At 39.6% G+C, this 18,449-nt stretch carries 21 protein-coding genes; 4 read left to right on the top strand and 17 right to left on the bottom strand.

All coding sequences use genetic code 11. The features are described 5' to 3' along the window. Positions 1-409: 409 nt before the first annotated feature. A complete protein-coding gene (locus tag POF51_RS26140; RefSeq protein ID WP_271756385.1) occupies positions 410-1,540 on the bottom strand; it encodes a putative phage abortive infection protein in 1,131 nt (376 codons plus the stop codon). A gap of 98 nt (positions 1,541-1,638) precedes the next feature. Further along, a complete protein-coding gene (locus tag POF51_RS26135) occupies positions 1,639-1,893 on the bottom strand; it encodes a hypothetical protein (protein WP_271756384.1) in 255 nt (84 codons plus the stop codon). Positions 1,894-2,177: 284 nt separating this feature from the next. Here POF51_RS26135 and POF51_RS26130 point away from each other — a divergent pair, with 284 nt between their 5' ends. Next, positions 2,178-2,585: a DUF7674 family protein gene (locus POF51_RS26130; RefSeq protein WP_271756383.1), complete on the top strand. Its 408-nt coding sequence runs from the start codon at positions 2,178-2,180 to the stop codon at positions 2,583-2,585. A gap of 67 nt (positions 2,586-2,652) precedes the next feature. Here the strand turns inward: POF51_RS26130 and POF51_RS26125 are convergent, their stop codons facing one another. The 7 genes from POF51_RS26125 to POF51_RS26095 form a co-directional block, all read right to left on the bottom strand. Then, positions 2,653-2,973, bottom strand: coding sequence for a hypothetical protein (locus tag POF51_RS26125; protein WP_271756382.1), 321 nt, complete (start codon positions 2,971-2,973; stop codon positions 2,653-2,655). 22 nt (positions 2,974-2,995) lie between these two features. After that, positions 2,996-3,217, bottom strand: a complete 222-nt coding sequence (locus POF51_RS26120; RefSeq protein ID WP_271756381.1) for a hypothetical protein — start codon at positions 3,215-3,217, stop codon at positions 2,996-2,998. Positions 3,218-3,256: 39 nt separating this feature from the next. Next, positions 3,257-3,637, bottom strand: coding sequence for a hypothetical protein (locus tag POF51_RS26115; protein ID WP_271756380.1), 381 nt, complete (start codon positions 3,635-3,637; stop codon positions 3,257-3,259). Positions 3,638-3,723: 86 nt separating this feature from the next. Continuing rightward, the gene (locus POF51_RS26110; RefSeq protein ID WP_271756379.1) at positions 3,724-3,984 is read right to left on the bottom strand and encodes a hypothetical protein; all 261 of its coding nucleotides are present in this window, start codon (positions 3,982-3,984) and stop codon (positions 3,724-3,726) included. 588 nt (positions 3,985-4,572) lie between these two features. Next, positions 4,573-5,151, bottom strand: a complete 579-nt coding sequence (locus POF51_RS26105; protein ID WP_271756378.1) for a protein kinase domain-containing protein — start codon at positions 5,149-5,151, stop codon at positions 4,573-4,575. Positions 5,152-5,422: 271 nt separating this feature from the next. Continuing rightward, a complete protein-coding gene (locus POF51_RS26100) occupies positions 5,423-6,631 on the bottom strand; it encodes a replication initiator protein A (protein WP_271756377.1) in 1,209 nt (402 codons plus the stop codon). A gap of 488 nt (positions 6,632-7,119) precedes the next feature. Next, positions 7,120-7,401, bottom strand: a complete 282-nt coding sequence (locus POF51_RS26095; RefSeq protein WP_271756376.1) for a hypothetical protein — start codon at positions 7,399-7,401, stop codon at positions 7,120-7,122. A 321-nt stretch (positions 7,402-7,722) separates the two neighbouring features. Here POF51_RS26095 and POF51_RS32125 point away from each other — a divergent pair, with 321 nt between their 5' ends. After that, complete coding sequence (locus POF51_RS32125) at positions 7,723-7,893, top strand: hypothetical protein (protein WP_334312682.1); 171 nt, start codon at positions 7,723-7,725, stop codon at positions 7,891-7,893. Continuing rightward, complete coding sequence (locus POF51_RS26090; RefSeq protein WP_334312681.1) at positions 7,875-8,390, top strand: SOS response-associated peptidase; 516 nt, start codon at positions 7,875-7,877, stop codon at positions 8,388-8,390. Before POF51_RS32125 ends, POF51_RS26090 begins: the two co-directional genes overlap by 19 nt. A 70-nt stretch (positions 8,391-8,460) precedes the next feature. Here the strand turns inward: POF51_RS26090 and POF51_RS26085 are convergent, their stop codons facing one another. Continuing rightward, positions 8,461-9,033, bottom strand: coding sequence for a hypothetical protein (locus tag POF51_RS26085; protein WP_271756375.1), 573 nt, complete (start codon positions 9,031-9,033; stop codon positions 8,461-8,463). Positions 9,034-9,353: 320 nt separating this feature from the next. Further along, positions 9,354-9,632, bottom strand: a complete 279-nt coding sequence (locus POF51_RS26080) for a hypothetical protein (RefSeq protein WP_271756374.1) — start codon at positions 9,630-9,632, stop codon at positions 9,354-9,356. A gap of 563 nt (positions 9,633-10,195) precedes the next feature. Here POF51_RS26080 and POF51_RS32225 point away from each other — a divergent pair. Next, positions 10,196-10,285: a putative holin-like toxin gene (locus tag POF51_RS32225; RefSeq protein ID WP_442869617.1), complete on the top strand. Its 90-nt coding sequence runs from the start codon at positions 10,196-10,198 to the stop codon at positions 10,283-10,285. Positions 10,286-11,375: 1,090 nt separating this feature from the next. On the opposite strand, the gene POF51_RS26075 is transcribed toward POF51_RS32225, so the two are convergent. The 6 genes from POF51_RS26075 to POF51_RS26050 form a co-directional block, all read right to left on the bottom strand. Beyond that, positions 11,376-12,287, bottom strand: a complete 912-nt coding sequence (locus tag POF51_RS26075) for a hypothetical protein (protein WP_271756373.1) — start codon at positions 12,285-12,287, stop codon at positions 11,376-11,378. Positions 12,288-12,499: 212 nt separating this feature from the next. Then, positions 12,500-13,504, bottom strand: coding sequence for a hypothetical protein (locus POF51_RS26070; RefSeq protein WP_271756372.1), 1,005 nt, complete (start codon positions 13,502-13,504; stop codon positions 12,500-12,502). A 195-nt stretch (positions 13,505-13,699) separates the two neighbouring features. Then, a complete protein-coding gene (locus POF51_RS26065) occupies positions 13,700-14,905 on the bottom strand; it encodes a hypothetical protein (RefSeq protein WP_271756371.1) in 1,206 nt (401 codons plus the stop codon). Positions 14,906-15,027: 122 nt separating this feature from the next. After that, positions 15,028-15,864 carry a hypothetical protein gene (locus POF51_RS26060; protein ID WP_271756370.1) on the bottom strand — a complete coding sequence of 279 codons (837 nt, stop codon included), beginning with the start codon at positions 15,862-15,864 and terminating at the stop codon, positions 15,028-15,030. A gap of 156 nt (positions 15,865-16,020) precedes the next feature. Next, positions 16,021-16,842: a hypothetical protein gene (locus POF51_RS26055; RefSeq protein ID WP_271756369.1), complete on the bottom strand. Its 822-nt coding sequence runs from the start codon at positions 16,840-16,842 to the stop codon at positions 16,021-16,023. 117 nt (positions 16,843-16,959) lie between these two features. After that, positions 16,960-18,375, bottom strand: coding sequence for a fused MFS/spermidine synthase (locus POF51_RS26050; protein WP_271756368.1), 1,416 nt, complete (start codon positions 18,373-18,375; stop codon positions 16,960-16,962). Positions 18,376-18,449: the final 74 nt, after the last annotated feature.

Here is an 18,449-nt window from a genome sequence, read left to right as displayed (position 1 = left end):
TCGTACTAACGAGTATATTGTATCCAAGAGATACAGTAGGGTCGGTTGTTAATTTCATATGCTTCCAATTGGAGGCAAGTAGCTATTTAAAATTATATGTAGTGGAGTTTATATCGTACTAACGAGTATATTCGGCAGACAATGAAAGTACGAGATATCGTACTAACGAGTATAATTGTAGAGGGCAATGATATCGTACTAACGAGTATATACAGTTGCACTGGTTGTTTTAACTATCGTACTAACGAGTATAAATGGAACCTAAAAAAAATTATCGACATAATACGACATTTGCAAGATAAGTATGAATAGAGCAATTCTTGTGTCGTTTGTTTCTATATGCAATAAAAGGAAAAAGACTGCTCGCAAGAACAGTAGCAGCCTTGAAGTGGATCAAACATTATCTCACTTAATTGTTTTCCTTTTCTAACTCAAATAACAATTGATCAAGGTAGTTCACTAAATATGCAGCTAAAAGGTCTAAGGACTTATTTATTCCAGTATCATCTTTAGCATTATCTATTTTCTTAAGGATTATAGATATAAGAGGTACTCTTGTTTCCAAAGATTTACGTATTAAGAGTTCTGTAATCAGTTTAGTAACTTCATTTAATCTCTCATAGTCTTCCTCTAAGAGATACATGTCTACAATTAAAGACTTAAATTGAACGTTTAGTAAATACAATCTTTCGGGTTCAAAATTGTAAAAAACCGGACGATCTTGTCCATTCAGACCTTTTAATAACGTTTCATTCATGTTGTCTAAAAGATCGTACTTTTTGATTAGTGGAAGGAATTTCTCTGAACCGAAGTCGCTTAGTCCATTATAGAAGATGAGAAGTAATTCGTAGGTAGATAATTGGGCTCTTAATATTCCAATATAATTCTTCTTTTCCGTCATTGAAAGGTTATCGTTTTCATGGATAAACTTTGTAATACGGTATAAATTCCTAAAATAATGACCAACCATATCTTGGTATTCCTCGAAGAAGTCATTATAACCTTCAATGATCGAACTAAGTCTTGGGCCTTGAGTTAAGGGAATATCGAGTTTGTTATATAAGAATTCAAATGCAGCCCTACCAGTATAGATTTCAATTTGCGCTTCTTTCCCAGACTGTACAGTTTCAAATTTAATGTTTTGTACGATGTCATTATGTAACGTAATCATATTAAAGAAAGTGGTTTCGAATCTTTGGATGATAAACACATCTCTTGTTTCGCGTAGTTCTTTCCTCTGTAGCCCCAGTTCTTCTCTTTGCATAATGAGTGCAATAATTACTGCAACATAACTGAGGAATGTTAATAGTGGCATAGTTGTACCACCAAACCAATCTCCGACAGTCCCCAAAGCTCCGATTACATCTGAGTTACTCAGATTCGCAAGAACTTTCGGATCGTTCCCAAAAAGGAATGATCGAATGCTGTCCAAAGAAATTAACTTGATAAAGACGAAAGGAATCAAATAGAACGTTGATAAGCTTAATATTCCTAGTACACCTAATGAAATGATTATCTTTAACCATGTCCGTTCCTTCATGAAATCACCCTTCATTGATAGTGAAGATTGGGTTTGACATTAAAAGTCCCGACGTCTTTCGCCAAGAACATCGGGTAGTGCTATTTGACATATTAGATTTAGTCTGTCAATTTTTTCAGGAGCTCTCTTCTGAAAAATGGAATGTTTATAATCTCTGATTCAAATAAATTCTCACCTTTATTATCATAGATTTGTATGCTTTGATCAGAATGTCTTATTACCAGACATTGACCATCAAATTGCTTCAATCCTTCGTCACTAAATTGCACATTAATATGTGTCTCTTCAAACTCATAGATGCTGTTAAACTCTCCATTTCCGATAACAATTCCCATGAATAAAATAGGTTCCATGAACATTTCTCCCCGAATTTTCTTTGTTCGTCAATAAGAGTAACTTGTTAAATCTCGCACTTATTACACACAACATCTTTGTTCGGATCGGTTTGGTAATATTCTTCAAGTCCCATACAAACAATGATTTCTCTACAGCACTGACAAATCAGAGTTACCTTTGCACCTTCAATTTTTACTTTTGCCAAGACGTCCACCACACTTTCTACAACAATGCTATTGAGTTAAATACCCACACCAATGTGATAAAATTGCGGTATACCATTACTGGAGTGATTATCGAGGTGATACAAAAACATGAGGTTATTAACTTATTCTTATCTGTCTGTCCCTCCTATGCAGATCGATGGCTCCAATACGTTAGTGAATCTTACGAAGATGATGAAGAGAGCCTACTTTATGTCGATCTTGGAGATTTTGCTCATCACGTAGTTGATCTGTATCAATTAAACCAGCTTGAGGAATTCTCAAATTTATTTACAGTCGCGGAGCACCTTCATATAAATGGTGATAGCTATGTGAAGGAAGCAGCTACTATTGGCTTTCTTGAGGCATTGCAAAATGTGTCATCAAATTATGATCTTGATCCTGAAGTATTCGTCCGTTTTTTAAATCCTGTTTCATTACAATGCTGGGAAGCATTGAATCGTTTTTGGTCAGGAAAAAGTAATAGTGTTGTTGTGGAAGACTAATTTCACTAACGCAGTGTGTACCCAGGTGCGATCGATCTGCGCTGCTGGATACAAGATAACTATTTGGTTAAGCTCGATTAATTTCATCAGGTAAAGCTTCAAGTATTAGCTCAAACTGCCCTTCAGTTACTTGTCCAAATTCCCATAAATCAGCGGAAGTATTGCTAATGAATGAATATTGAGCAATTGTTAAGTCCTCAGTTACTTCAATGGTTCCAGTGATTCCATCGAAAGTAGAGTCATCGTCTTTACTAATCTCTTCAATAAGGATTAGCAACTTTATGACTAAATCTGTATCGGAGATTTTTTTTGAGTAGAAAACAGGCGTTCCTTCTTGTTCAATATAGACTGTTTTACGAAATCCCTTATCTAGCAATTTTTTATACATTCGGTTTCCCCCATTTGTCAATTTACACATTTCTTGCATCTCCAACTTCAAATATGCCTTTTACCCATTCTTTAAACTTACCCAGCTCAGTCCAACGACTTTGGCCTTCTGTTCCGTCCTTTTTCTTTTGGGTCCAATTGACGTATTGTTTGCCAGAATTTCTTGTTTCGATCAGGTTGACCCTTCGATGCACTTCTTGAGTGCCATTATAACCCCAATATGTTGTTCCACTTTGTAGTTGCATGATGATCCTCCAATTTATCAGTGTGAGCTTTCTGTATAATTACCTTGATCCGCCTTTAATTACCTTCAATTTTGGCTTGGCTGCTTCCTTTTCCGTTAGGGAAAGCCCGTTCAACGTGTTAAGCATGGTGTTAGTACGGGAAGGATGCATAGTTGCCAATCTATTAAAAGTATCCGCAATACTTACTGGAGGCGTTACATTTGTGTTAGACGATAATCTAGCAGATTGATGTTCGGGTTTACCGTCGATTACTTTAAACTCCAGAATCCAATCTCCCTCGACATTCTTTCTGTGCATTTCGTAATATGAATATTCTTTCGAATAACGATACGCGGTTTCCCAAACCCGTTCTTTATATACTACCTCGATCTTAGGTAAAGCATTCTTGCCTAAATAGCAGACAAATTTAACGTCATCCATAGTGGTCTCCCTTCCTAACATATGATCAGCCAATAAATCGGATCGGTATCGCAGTTGCATTGCTGGTTGTCACAATACACATAGTGTTAAACTCCAAATTTGACACGAATTTCAACACCTGCAAGAACTTCTTTTTTATGAAAAAGATCATTAAATGAAATCGGGACATACTGACCGCCTACATATTCCTGGATATCATCCTTATCACAAAGCTCATAATCCACAAACTCAGATTTATCTTTCTTCACCGAAATAAAAGCATATCCATCTTCATAAAATAAAGTTCCCGTTTTGTAACCTTCTGCCAAATTTTTTGTATGACGCAGACTATCAACTAAGAATTCCATGTGATCACGCGCCTTTCACATAATGAGCATTGAATATCCAGATACACGGTAGAACAGGTTTTCCTATTCCATTCTTTTAAAGAAGATCAGATAAGCAGCCAACCACAGGAGCAAAAGAATCAAGACTCCCGACTCGTAGTATTGCGGCTTGGTAACGATTAACGTCGGTATCACGATCAGAGCCGACAGCAAACAGGACCATTCAAATAATCGTTTCTTTTTCAGCGTTATTCACCACCACTCACCAGTTGTAAAACTACCTATCGGTTAACCGTTCATGTATCCACTCAAGGCAATTATAGAGAACGTTTACTAACTCTTTAGAGCTACCCTCGTCGATACATGAAACATTGTCATTGGCTGCTTCTTATTAAGTAACTTAATTATACCCAAATTTTATATTACTGTAATTACGCATGGTAACTGAATTGTCTGTTCTAATGTTCACTATGCACAATGAGAATGTGTACAAAGCTTGGATTCACAATATGGCTACCTGTATGGGGATGAAGTGGTTATGTGTGGGGCTGTGAGAAATGTATCGTACCAAAGAGTATAATTACACTTAGAATGAACTTTTAAAGTAATCTACTTAGAGCTGAGTAGGATTTCTTTAACATCCTCATCAAATTCGAACGAACGTTCTTCGATATCGGAAGTAGTTATCGCTTCCGATACACATGAGTACTCCCCAAAATCAATCAGCATTATTCTATTTCTAGATCGGTCCCAGAAAATATGATCAAGTTTGAAATCCCAGTCAAATCTACCGGCCGCATAGCAGAGATGCACTGCGTGAAGATACTGTTTCTTAATCTCCTTCAGCTCAACTTCACTTAGTTGGCCGTGATCTAATAGCAAGGACACTGCCGATCCTGAAGCTTTCTCCATAACCAAATAGGAGCGTTTTTCATAGCTATAAAGCTTCGGTATGTACTCAATCTCAGCTAAGTCCAGGAGCGCTTCAATGTCATTATCAGCCCTTGCTTTCTGGGTAAACCACTTAATCACGAGGGAAGAATTGTCGATCTCAAACAACAGCCCGCGAGATTGTTCACCGGATATTGGAGTGAATGTTGGATTTGAAACGAGGACATCCAAATTGATATGTTGAAGTAATTTTTGAATGGATTCGGGGAGCTCAGTAAATTTATTTGTAATCTCCATATGGTATCTATCCTTCCTAATTATCACTACATGCCTCAAGGTATATCGTACTAGAGAGTATAAAACCTGCAAAAATCAATCTGCTTATTGCTCCTACTATCGTACCAACGAGTATAAATCATGTGTCATCGAACGAATGGATAAACCATCGTACTAACGAGTATAAGTCACGAAAAAGAGTATCTTCCTTTTCTATTCTATGGGGCTGGGGAAAGGAAAAAAAGGAAAAAGAAAAAGAAAAAGGCCCTATGAGTAAGGGCCTTTAATGTGTCTAGCCAAGCAAGACATTTGCATGTTTCTTTTCTATGCGTTCGAGTAATAGTGGGATTTCGTGGGATTTCTCCTCCAAGACTTCCCCTTCTTTCGATATGATCGTTGCAAACCATTCTGAAGGGTATAGAAAGACTTTTGATGTCTTTGCTGGATATTGAACCTTCTCCAGAACCTTCACATCGATCAACTCGTTAATGGCTTCGTTTAGGAGCTGTTTCTTCTTATACTTTGGATGCTCTTTACGAATGCCGATAATGTCGCAAAGATCATCGAATTCAAACTCACACCGGCCAAACTCTTGAACACTACTGCTGCTGAGTAACAAATACAAATGATGAGCAGTGTCCTTTTGGATATCTTCTAGTAATACTAAGCTAATATAGCTTACATACCCTTCTAAAAGGGAGAGCTGGAGCAAATCACTAAAAATAATCGATCGTTGAATGGACAATTTTTTGTCAGTCCCTGGAGCTACTTTCGTGATCTGAGTATCAGCGGATAACATGTGAAAACGGGTAACAATAATCTCATCTTTATGCTTTATGTAGTACCGCATTTCAACGGACATGTTGAACAGGACTTCCAAAGAATTTTCGATGTTTTGATAGTTCTTCCCGCTAGTTCCTAGATTCAGCACTTTGCAAATCTCGTATAAGGTAAAGGAGAACTGTTGATTCCTGCCTTTATCCTCCCACAATTTATGGAGTGCGATAAACACCCGTGAGTCAAAACGTGAAGCTTTACCCAGTGGGTTATAGTAGGTTAGGACCCTCTGACCATTTGCATGTTTCTCAATCGGCATAGGTACTGGAACAGTCTTCTTCTTTTCGTTCCTTTTACTTGAGCTTGCAAACATAATGGCACCAGACTCTAGAATCGCTTTGGAAATAGTGACATCATTTTGGTGATAGCCATTCTTCCGTTTTTCTTGCGCCAATCGGACGAGTTTAATGCTATGATCTAACACTTTCAGACGATCGAGCTCGACAACCGTCATTGAGTCTCTTTCACGAACCAATTCGTTCTCTTTCGTAATCAATTCTACAAAGGTATGTTTTGATTGCAGCGAGGACGCAGTTTTTTCGATTAGCTCCTGGCTCAATCTTGCTTTTTCTTCTTCAGATACTTTCATCTCAATTGCATTGAGTTCTTTGATGAATTTATCAAGGTCTTTTTTTATTTTGGTCTGCTTGGTAGAAGTTGCCATTCCAATCACACTCCCCCTACCCTTTATTCTGCTTGACTTTCCCTCTGGATTCAAGGGTTTTTTCCGCATGTAAATCACCTCTAGTTGATTTGATAGATGAGCATTGGCCCGAACTAGAACGGGCATGCTCTAACGATAGGCAACTAAGTGCTCTACCCCCGCTCCTTAGGGAATGAACTTTAAACGAGCCTCCAGACCATTCCATAACGAGAGAAATCAGGCTCTTAACAGTTCAATATGTCACAAATGACTATTGTTTCTAGGGCCGCTTTGTACAGGGGTGGGAGTGATGGAGATCCTTATTGGAAATACTGTTTTCTGTTTCCTAGAGTATCTACAGGTTAAGAGCATCTGGTGAGATTCACTAAGGCTAGAAAAAAGAAAAAGGACAATAAACCCCTTTGTAAGGAGTTTATTGTCCCGGTATTTCCGTGACGGTTACATGTAATTACCAGCAAGTATACCACAGAAGCAAATGTATCGCTAACTTACATTGCTTCAATCCGGTATGGTTTCAAGCCTTCAAAGCGATATTGAATCTGTTCGTTGTCGAGCTCGACAGTAAAGATACCAGTTTGTACAGCTTGTTCAACATACATCCTGTTAGGATGTAGATCAGACAAGACCTCGAATTTTCGATAAAGCCTTCGTAATCTAAGCTTTTTACGAACTTCGATAAACACCACCGGTAAAAAGCAAAACGCGATCAGCGACAAGATAAAATAATTGGCTGTGCCGAACTGATAAAGGATTGATTGAATGAAATCCATATCTATGAAAATCACCCCTTACGGCTAGTGTTCTACATACTTAATGGCATTGCTGTACTCTCTTCAAAGCTATTCTATCATAGAATAGTAGATCATTGTTAAGTTATGGAATGAACATGGTTAGGCATAATTTGGTGACTGAAGGCAGTTCTGTTTCTAGACTCGTCTCATAGAAAGTTCGGTGAGAGGGGATGAAAAGAGTTTGCTTACTACAGTGGGAGCGGGGAATTCTAACAACGCGCTTCTTAATGAAAGAAGTATCTAGCGGTGGTAAACTAGGCTATAGGATGGGTCTACTTAGTGAAGAGGAGTGTTTTATACATGTGTGGACGGTTTACGCTTGCGGTAGATGGACAAGTATTGATAGATCGATATAATTTGCTGGACATCCCCTTTCCATTCGTCTCTCGGTTCAACGCTGCTCCTCGACAATACATTCCTGCTATATTGAGAACGATCAAAATCGCGTTGGCTTGTTGCAATGGGGATTAATCCCCTCATTTTCAGCAGATGATAAGCTTGCTTCGAAAATAATAAATGCGCGAAGTGAGACCATTACACTTAAACGCTCCTTCCGACAGTTATTAGTACGGAAGCGGGTTATTATACCTGCGGATGGGTTCATAGAATGGCGAACGGACGAAGAAAAAAAGAAAACACCATTGCGGATTTTAATGAGAGATGAGCGAATCTTTTCACTCGCTGGCTTATATGATACGTGGGAAAACGAAAATGGAGAGAAAGTAAGTACGTGTACCATCATCACGACTACTCCGAATGAATTCGTAAAGTCGATCCATGATCGGATGCCGGTGATCCTTCACCCGGACAAAGAATTAGATTGGTTAGATCGAGATATCACAGATCAGAGTTATCTTACCTCTTTATTGGTCCCCTACGATGCTAATGAAATGAAGTCGTATCAAATATCGAACATGATTGGGAATGTCAAAAATGATCATGCAGAGTGCATAGCTCCGCTTCTTTAATATTGAATTAGCAGAAAAGACCAGCCCAGTAGATTTGAGAACTGGTCTTTTCAGAATGAAAAGAAATCATTTATTTAAATAAGGAACTGTTTCTCAGTTCTTCCCGAAGCTTTTCAGCTGTTGAACTATGTTCAGATATGATTTTATTCTTTGCATTAATCGTTTCCTCGAAGGCCTTTTTATCTTCTACTAGTTTGTAATAGTGGTTCAAATCTATGAGTGATCTAGATTCATTTAGTGCATGGTAAAAGCTAAAGAGCATATCTGCTGATTTTTGGGCCAGTTCTTTGCTGTGGTCAACGGACAGTTGCATGTTGATAACCGCATTTCTTGCATCTACCACATCCGCCATGATATTCTTGTACGTCTCTTCTTTTTCCTCTTTCGTCATATTCTCATTTAGTAATACATTAGCTGCCTCTTCTCTAATACCCTCATATGTGATAACCGCGCCTTTTATTATACGAGTGAACTCCTCGGTAGAAGTCTCCTGGTGTTGAACAGACGAATTCACTTTGTCTTGTTGGACAGATACTTGTTGAGAGCTATTGGTCACTTGTTGCTCCTCTTCATGTTGCAGCCAGAGACCCAGAAGAATTACTCCTACCCCAAATAAAATGATACCATTCTCTACTCTTTTCAATACTGAACCTCCTGTAATAGTGCTGGAGAATATGCTTGTTCCCTCTTTCAATGTTTAATCTATAAGATAACTGCTTTGTAAGTGGCTCCAGCTTTACTATAACAGAAAAAACTGGAAATTTTGATCCTACCTAGTGTTAGAGTGTTAATATCAGCAGGTTATTTGACTGCCCTAAAATACAAAACAGCGGTAGTCATTGACTCTTAGACTACCGCTGTTTTTTCATAAATAACCGACCCTTTTTTATTACCTCATCATTCCCCATTTAGTCAATTCCTCCGCATGTAGTCGGCCGAATTAACATTCTTTCTTCAAATGTATTACCTTTCTTTTTTGCTGTAAATGTAAAAATCAAAACAACCAATAATCACAGCAGCAATTGTTGATAATACCCCTACATTAATACTATACTGAGTTCCTTTTTGCTTCCAATACTCATAGATTTCGAACATGTTCATTGGCTTTAGTGGGTCAAATGATGATTCCGGAATAACTATTCCAGTGGGACTCACATGGCTCGCCATATAAAATGCATAAGTTCCGAGAGATAACAACAAAGGTAAAATAATGACGTATGAAAATCTTTTGACTTTATGCATGTTATTACTCCTCACCTTAGAGTAAATATAGTGTTGATTACCACAATTTTGAAATGCCAACTCATTGCAATCATATCATCCCCATCAACATACGTTCAACAACGGATACATCAATATATTTTGAGTTGTTGACCTGTAATTCTACAATAGAAAATCTCACGTACCACTGTGTTAATGTAAAAAAGAAAGCCCTCGTAAACAGAGCTTTCTTGGATAGAGAGATACTACTTTCTTGGATAGAGAGATACTACTTTCTTGGATAGAGAGATACTAATTGAATAATTGGAACAAAAGTGTTTGTACCCAAATCCAAATCATTAGCTTAATCACGACAATAAAGATTAAAAGTTTAAGAATCTTTCTGATCATTCTACACCCCTCCTCTCTTACTAGATAAGGAGTTCGGTAGAAAGAAACTTGAAATGAATTTTGAAAATAGCGTGCGATACTATTAGTATTGTTGCCAATTCTTAACGGTTTTCGTATGATTACTATAATTCAATCAGACCGGATCTGTATTAAGGTGGTCGGCTCACTCTCTCACGTCTTACAGCAAGGGGGTGATGCTGGTGGAGGTTTATCAAGCGCTGACGCTCATGTTTATGTTTGGCATGTTCATTATTGCGTTACTGACTTACCTCAAAAAGAATTAGACCGCCCTTGAGGTTACGAGGCCGGGCGGTCTTTTCGCTATAACACATATTGAGCCGATCCGTTAGAGGAACGTCTGTTGAAGCAGCCGTGGGTGCTGGAACACCTACGGCTTTATTATTCCCAGTTTATGAAGATATCATGATCGGCGTTTTTTCTGCCTATATAATAACACAAGAATAAACCCCCTTCAAAGCCCCAATGTGGTGATTAAGCTTTAAACGGGGGAAAACGGCTTGAATAGGGGCCTGAATATTCTGGTCTGAGGAGAATGAAACAGTTCCTGTTCATCTTCTTGATTTAGGCTAATTTAAGAACTAATCTATCCTTTAATCGCTCTCTATCTATTCCTGATGTGTTTTGTATTCTAAGAATGCAATGTATAGGAACAGGAAGGAAACAAGGGGGAAGACAATTAAATCGAACAGAAAGCGATAATCTTCAGGGAAGAATGTGAGGTAATAGTTTTTTAAAGTTTGAGATGACGAGATCTCCCCTAAGATCGTGTAGCACCCGATTAATGTCAAGGTAACCACTTTGAGCTCATTATACTGTTGTTTGGCTCGATGACTGTTGATATAGGACCGATGATAATATACGAGTGCAAGGGAGACGGACACAGCAAAGATGTATGGTATAGATCGACCTAACTGTGGTCCTCCAATGAGTTCGAATGAAGCGATCAGGATAAACACAACACAGACACCCGAAAGCAGCGATCCGCATAGGTAAATGATAATGAGTTTGATAACACTATGTTTCAGTGACTTTCGACTCTTATTCAAATTCAATAAGGTGCTAAACGCTATTAAATTAATTCCAATTAGTAAAACTCCCCCAATAATAAACCCTCCTAATTCCCCCTGAGTATTTGCGGGTACTGAGAACATAAGAACGACGAAAATGAATCCTATTTTTATGCCGATAAATGGGAGATAGTATTTAATTTCATGCTTCACGTCTGGCCATATGGTTTGTGCCAATAGCGATGCCTCCTCTTTTTCCACGTATTCCCAATTTGGTACACAGATATTTACCCTCTACCTAACAGAAACCAAACATTCACTTGGCTAGAAGGAACATCAATGAAGATTAGGAATGGTTTAAACTCAAGTAAGGTTGAATAATGTCTGTTCTCAGTTTTCGCAAACCTTTCAGCCCTATACCTCGCCCATGCTGAAAGAAATCCGATAGAATAATTACCATCCCATTGTCTAATGGTTCAGAAATATGTACTTCTACCCTATCTTTGGTTAGCGGGATCTTTTTATCGGGGTAAAATTTCGCCCCAAAGTATTGTTCAAAGAATCGCGTTTTTGCATTCTTATCTCCAATACCTATTAAAAAGGAGAATGAACTGAACTGAATGGCCCGAGTCAAATATTCGGCTCGTGTATCTCGTAGTTTTTGATACTCTGCTTCGAGTTTGTAGGGTTCAAAAGACATCGCCTTCATGTATTGTGTCTCGGTGATATTGTCATAAGGCCATTTGTTCTGTCTCATGCCTTCCATTCTGCGAGGGAGTGGACGTAAATCGAGAAGAGCCGAACCTACAGATGCATTACGTGTATAAAGCCCAGTTTCACGGTTATTATGATAATCGGTTATTTTCTCATAGGTATCTGTGTCCTCTCCTTTCTTGAGGAACCAGTCTTTCGTACACCCCTGTTCTATGGAAAGCATGATTCTTGCCTGAAACTCTACCATTGGGGAAACACGTTTTGATTCTCTCTTGACACCGCCTAACCCCTCTACTTTCGTTTTAAAGAGCGGGGCTACTCTCTCTATATGTTCATAGTATCCATCCGTCCACGACTCCCCCAGATATGTTTCAGAATGATCTCCAAAGACAGCAACTCGTGCTTTGATCCCATATTTGTGTTCATAACCATCCAGCCCCTCTTCGTTGCCCATAAAGGCAATTTTAGCTGTTGGATAATGACCGTATCCACAAAATGCGAGAAGTTTTTTTGCCTCATCCTTTTCTATTTTGTACTTCTCCATGAGTACCTCCTCATGATGGATTTATTGGTTAGTCATAAACTTGTATTCTGTGAATAGAATAGTATAGAAAATAATCCAAAAAGGATGATGTCACAAAATGCCTAACCGGGACGCTGGTTAGGCATTTTGTGTGGATAAGGTACTTTGCAAAGAAAAAAGTGGAGTGAGGCAAGTACATCCGCTCCTCCTTTTGAATCCTATGAATTCCTTAGTTATGTCTTTTGTTTAAACTTAGCTGTGTTAATTGCTAATTGAGCCTTGATAATCCAATGTACCTTTTTTAAATCCTCAAAATAGCTTTCCCACTCTTCGAGTATGTCAGCAAGCGGATCGGTAAAATCGTCTAATGTCAGATCCGCATAATTTACCCAATTTAATGGTCGTTTTGCCTGTTCCCAAAAGGCGTTTTCCATTTCTTTTAATGAATTTGAAGTGTAACTAAGTTTATCTTGGATCGTTTCATCAGGTCCGTTATCAATGACGTTCGCTCCCAAAATTTCTGTAACGTTTTCGAGAGCAACATCATAGTCCAGAAGTGTATCTGCAAGCCAGCTTTCAAGTTCAGAATGCAATCTTTTGGACTCGTTTACATGGTTTTCAAATGTACGTAGAATCTCTAATCGCGAGACTGTGAGCTCTACAAATCCCACATACTTCCCTAATTGATTCATTCTTTCAGTTCCTTTTTCGAAGGCAATCTCACTTTTGTTTAAGCTAATCTGCAAATCTTGCACTTCTCGAATTACGACATTTAGATTACTGCTAAGTTCCTTAACGGTTTCCATTTTCGTTATTGCTTCATTTTTGAGCTGCTTCATTTCATCGAGCCGTTTCTCTACTTCTTCTACCTTGGAGGAAAAAGCTATTCTGGAAACATAAACGAAAATACCGCCGAATAATGTAAGTACAGCTACGATAACCGCGAGTAATGACAAAAGGGCATTAATATTTCCTTCAAGCATTGCAATTCTCGTTTTCTGTGTATCTATTAGTTGCTGGGTGATTTCTTCTTTCGTAAGGGTGCGCCCTTGCTGTTGAACCAATGTTTGAAGTTCTTCCTTTGTGGCCAGGTCCATCTTGAGCTTTTCTAAACTTCTTTGTAATTGATCGTCAGTAATAAATGTGGGTTCAGTTGCTGCATTTGCGTTCATGCATGCAGGGAAAATGTAAACTACAATACAGAGGATCATTATTTTAAGCTTCAATGTTGTTCTCATGGGATCTCCTAGTTTCAAACAATTTTGAACAGATTGTATAGCGGGAGAGAAAAGTGTTCAGAAAAAGGCGGACCACATTCTTACCCTCTTCAGATAATACACCAGATGGTTAAGCCAGAAGTGCTTTAAACTTACTTCCTGTAAGTTTAAAGTAGAATGCATATTTACAACCTTGTTTTCTCTGTACACTGAGAGTCACTCCCCGCTCTCCTTGCATTCAGAGACGTTACTCCCAAATATATCGGCATAGTTCTCTACAAATTGGCACAGCCACTCATGATTCATGATATTCTCGTGGATGCCTTGTTCGAATGCAGCTCGATTCTCTGGCTTCACAATCATGCCAATGGTTAACGTTTGCTGAAAAGAGTCCTTCTCTTTTTGAGGCAGGTTATGTACGACACGGTATCCGATATCCTGGTATTGGGGATCAGCTACTGAGAAGCGGTTATCCATACAAGCTACAGGATGTGTCTTACACACTCTTCTCTCTACGTAAGTGGGTCCAACATCTTGAGATAGGATATAGATAACGTCACCAGATACATAATTCATTGGATCAAAACCGGTGGTCAGCCCTTCCGGATCAAATTCTAACCCGATTGTCCCATTATGTTGAAAGGATGAAACGTCCTGAAGCGGGATAGTCGTATTGGAAAGGTGATTATTGAGTATGATTTGATTCTCTACCCTCTCAAACGAATAGTGATAAGGGTGACCTTTCACGCCTCCGGAATAAAGATGGCCGATTAGTTCTTCTCCTTCCATCCGGAATCCGCTTGGATTCATTCCAGCAATGGAGAAAATGGGGGAGATTCCAAATTTCTCAAATGAAGAGGGACCACAAGCTTTCATAGCCCCTTTCAGTACATTTCTAAGGTACTCAGCTGCATCTTTTGGATAAAAACCTTGGTTGCGAATCAGATGGTATTGAATTTTTTGGGTGAGAAGTTCTTGAATACCAGGGATGCCCGATCCGCTCCCAAGAACCGTAATACCATCCTGTAGCGGGCGTATGAGTAACCCTTGACTAAGTTCTCCTCTTAATTCAAAATACACGGTTTGTTGTGTATCTTTGTCCCAGTAGACACCGATACCACCAAACAGTGGATACCGATCACGCTTACTTACTGGAAACCGCTCCACAATTCTTCTGAGACCGGAGTGGAGCGGGCCGTCTTCTGTTGCAACATTGGATACATTGATTTGATTTGCAATAGACCGAATATGATCAGCAGCTTCTTTCCATGCTAACACGGAGCCAGCTGTAAAGAAGCCCATTCGATCGTCTACCTGAAAGTACTTCAAAATGGCATCTACTTGTTCAACATGAAACGAAGCCCGAAAGTCAGATACGATTGAGACAGTGTCTCCTTGTTTATACGCTGCAACAATGGTCACGAAGGCGCCACCTCTTTAAATATTGTACGATTTTACTACTACTACCAACTATATCCTACTCGTCACTTAATTCAAAACAGAGAAAAACCGGAACATAGTTCCGGCCAGTAGCGGGGTTATCCTTATTGTTTTACAGGCATTTGTTCGACAGAGTGAGTTTCTTTGTCCTCCATCAATTTAAGTTCTAAGATGCTCTGATACCCTTTTGGTACTTCGTAACACGAGGTGGAATGTAACACTTCATAGTTGCTCAAAATGAATCGGAGTACGCGTTGGTGGCTTTCTTTTTCGCAATGTTCCTCATAGTCAAGGAGCTCAATCAATTCATCGATGCGAATATACTTTCCACCAGCCAACCAATAAAAGTGAGGTGTTACCTCAATTTCATTGCAGAGCTTTAGAAGATAATGAAGTTTTGTAGAATTTGCATCCCGCTCCCCTTCTTTTACCTTCATGATACCGAAGATTATGAGCCAAAGCATGCAGACCAGGATGATGACTTTCTCAATGCTGAATAAAGTAACGGAGATGAAGTCTGGTTGGAAAGATGCCCAAAAGCTCGTGATAAAGGAAGTGGAGCTATTGATGTGCTGGATAATGGAGATGGTTGCCCATAAAGCAATGAGGTACAACGTTGCCATCTTAAATCGATTCATTCTAAGCATAAAAGAGGCTGATTCATAGAGCGCGATGACACTTTTTTGAAAGGCAACGATTAAATCGCCATATCTCTTTTGCTCACCGATAAGCCAATAGAGGTAAGTCAATAAGACGATTGGGACGAAAATGATCGTGAGAACCTTCGTAGGACCACCGATCACTACGAGGCTGCTAAACAATCCGATAAGTAGCAGGGTACTAAAAAGCAATACAGCACCACTCATCTTTTTGTAAATGAAGCTTGGGAGCGGGCTTTGGAATGAAGGCTCTCTCTTACCTGCTTGCTGTGGACTAGACATATTGCATTCTCTCCTTTCAAGTGAATGGATGAAGTAGCTTAGACAAAAAGAAAAGGCCGAAACAACTGGTATAAAACCAGCTATTTCGACCGGGATGTCCGTTCGCTACTATCCAATTAAGGATAGTATACGATAGTGAGAAAATTATGGAAAGAGCTATCCGTTTACAAAGGGTTGTTCTTTTTTGATCCCCTTGTAAGGAAGAACGTTATTGCCGATGTACAGGGTGATGATCGCCACAAGAAGTATCCCTGGATGCCATGCGTTGTTTAATGTTTTGATCATAACGATAACCAACGTCACACCGATAAGGGAGTCTAGAACAAGTCGCATCCCGTCCATCGCAAGGGATACCAGCCTTTCTCTAATGGCTGACACGTTTGGCTTTGTGGTGAATGGGAAGTAGAAAGAACAGCATAAAAGAAGAAACAAGCGAACAAACTTGATGATCCCAATCCCGATCGTCATCGATAGAGTGATAACAAGAAGAAAAGCTGGGAAAGAAAAGAGATCTAGTGAATTGAAACTGTCGACTAATGCGCTGAGATTTACATCAAAGAGCTGCTCTCCGAACTTTACTGAAGCGAAAGCTAGATAACAATAGGTTTGGAACAAGAGGTGAATTAGAAAAAAGTTTCCTACCAGTAAGGCAACTTCCTTCCATTCAGGCTTACCATTTATTACGGAACGGTTCATTCTGATACCTAAATAGAGGGCAAAGCATACAACGGTAACACCAAATAGTCTGTCTACCAACCATCTCATAGTGGTGTTCATTTCAATGGAATTGGTAAGCTTGTAGGCAAGCGATGGGAAATCACGCATAAAATCAATATTGGTTGAACCTAAGATCATGTAATCGAATAGTATCATCCAGACTAAGACCATCAACGCCAAAAAGCCTAGAATAAAAGATAACTGAAGGTACTTCCCTTGAAGAGGATTGATGGCTTGTCTTTTATATTCTGATGATGTCATACGTGCTTCACTCCCTTTCTCTCTTGTATAAAATCACATGGGATATGTTCATGCCCTGAACGTGCTAAAAGGATCTTCAGCACGGTTATTGTTCGTCAGAGCTTGTCCAATCGATTCTTATTGTAGCCGAGGGTGTGTAGCTGCTTGATCGGTAATGATCTCTCCCGCTTCAATAGTAACTTCTTGTAGAGCTGGTATAGTTTCCTTAGGGAGCGGGCTCTTTCCCGCTACAACCAATAGATTTTGTCGCTGCTCCCCCGCTTCTTTTCTCCCAAACACTTTTACGTAAGGATAAGACTCCTGGACTGTCCTCACAATCGAATTCATAACGAGGTCACCTTTGGAACGCCCAACAACGTTTAACATAAGGATGCCATCCTCCGTTAATTTATCGTGTGTTGATAGGAAGAACTCTTTGGTTGTCAGGTGGAATGGAATAGCGTCGTTTTGATAGGCATCAACGAAAATGATGTTGTAGGAGCGGGAAGGCTTTCCCTTAAGTACTTGTCGTCCGTCACCGATCGTGACGTTCTCCCCAGCATAGTGGAAGTAATCTCGACTAATTTCCAAAACCTTTGGATCGAGCTCGGCGCTTTCAGTTTTCACACCGTTTTCTTGGTAATGAGTCGCGAGTGTACCTACTCCATGACCTATCATAAAAACGGAAGCGGGATTGGGTTGATACTGAGTGGCCAATGCAACCATATCCTGAATGTAGGTTAGCAAGATACTTTTGGGATTATCTAGATCAATCCCACCCTGAAACGATTTTGAATCGAACATTAGGAAACGATAATTACCTTTGACTCCCTCATATTCGGGCAATTCAACCACGTAGAGATCATGGTAAGGACTTGCCCATTTGTAGGTAAGTCTTCCCTTCTCTTCAGTGGCAAAAGCATTGTTTTCATAAGAGAGTGGGATAAAAATGGCTGCGGTGAGAGGAATCAACAGAAACATTGTCTGGGTAGATCGCCGATAAAGCAGCGCAATCGCGAGCAGTAAGCACCCTGTGAAGATCGACAGAATGATCGGGAGTGAAATGTTGGGCAGTAGAATAAAGGTGGTTAGTATGGTTCCCCCTACACTTCCTAGTGCTGAAACAGTGTGGTAATAGCCTATTCGTCTACCGCTTAAATTGTGTACAAAGCCTTCTTTCATTATGATCGGAAGAACAGCTCCCCATGCTGTATTTGGAAGGAAGAAGAGTGTAAAGGCCCCCGCTATGACGGCGAATTCTTCAGGAAGCGTTGAGAAAAGTGGAAGCACATATCCAGAAATATACGAAAGGATTGAGACCCATAACAGCCCTGTTACTAATAGGATTCGAAGCCACCTATCTTTTGACCGGTGATCAGCCATCTTCCCCCCTACGCTGTAACCTACACTCGAACCAAGAAGAAAAATCGATATGACGGCCCCCCAGGTATAAATGGTACTACCAAAGTACGGGGTGAGGAGTCGTGCTGCGATCATTTCAAAACCCATTACAACAAAACTGATAAGAAATAGGACGATCGGAATCCGATTCAAGAGGACCCCTCCTTTCCAAGTGAGATGTAATGTTTGGAACCAAAGCCTGTGTAATAAACTCAATCAAGGTGATA

This window comes from Brevibacillus sp. AG (genome assembly GCF_028369215.1).
Taxonomy (GTDB): domain Bacteria; phylum Bacillota; class Bacilli; order Brevibacillales; family Brevibacillaceae; genus Brevibacillus; species Brevibacillus porteri.
This window is presented reverse-complemented; position numbering and strand designations above follow the sequence as displayed.

Coding starts and splice junctions, on each gene's coding strand:
- POF51_RS26055 (WP_271756369.1), bottom strand. CDS start 16,842: ATGACATCATCAGAATATAAAAGACAAGCCATCAATCCTCTTCAAGGG.
- POF51_RS26115 (WP_271756380.1), bottom strand. CDS start 3,637: ATGGATGACGTTAAATTTGTCTGCTATTTAGGCAAGAATGCTTTACCT.
- POF51_RS26110 (WP_271756379.1), bottom strand. CDS start 3,984: ATGGAATTCTTAGTTGATAGTCTGCGTCATACAAAAAATTTGGCAGAA.
- POF51_RS26135 (WP_271756384.1), bottom strand. CDS start 1,893: ATGGAACCTATTTTATTCATGGGAATTGTTATCGGAAATGGAGAGTTT.
- POF51_RS26100 (WP_271756377.1), bottom strand. CDS start 6,631: ATGGCAACTTCTACCAAGCAGACCAAAATAAAAAAAGACCTTGATAAA.
- POF51_RS26095 (WP_271756376.1), bottom strand. CDS start 7,401: ATGGATTTCATTCAATCAATCCTTTATCAGTTCGGCACAGCCAATTAT.
- POF51_RS26125 (WP_271756382.1), bottom strand. CDS start 2,973: ATGTATAAAAAATTGCTAGATAAGGGATTTCGTAAAACAGTCTATATT.
- POF51_RS26140 (WP_271756385.1), bottom strand. CDS start 1,540: ATGAAGGAACGGACATGGTTAAAGATAATCATTTCATTAGGTGTACTA.
- POF51_RS26105 (WP_271756378.1), bottom strand. CDS start 5,151: ATGGAGATTACAAATAAATTTACTGAGCTCCCCGAATCCATTCAAAAA.
- POF51_RS26075 (WP_271756373.1), bottom strand. CDS start 12,287: ATGGAGAAGTACAAAATAGAAAAGGATGAGGCAAAAAAACTTCTCGCA.
- POF51_RS26080 (WP_271756374.1), bottom strand. CDS start 9,632: ATGCATAAAGTCAAAAGATTTTCATACGTCATTATTTTACCTTTGTTG.
- POF51_RS26060 (WP_271756370.1), bottom strand. CDS start 15,864: ATGTCTAGTCCACAGCAAGCAGGTAAGAGAGAGCCTTCATTCCAAAGC.
- POF51_RS32125 (WP_334312682.1), top strand. CDS start 7,723: ATGTGTGGACGGTTTACGCTTGCGGTAGATGGACAAGTATTGATAGAT.
- POF51_RS26120 (WP_271756381.1), bottom strand. CDS start 3,217: ATGCAACTACAAAGTGGAACAACATATTGGGGTTATAATGGCACTCAA.
- POF51_RS32225 (WP_442869617.1), top strand. CDS start 10,196: ATGCTGGTGGAGGTTTATCAAGCGCTGACGCTCATGTTTATGTTTGGC.
- POF51_RS26070 (WP_271756372.1), bottom strand. CDS start 13,504: ATGAGAACAACATTGAAGCTTAAAATAATGATCCTCTGTATTGTAGTT.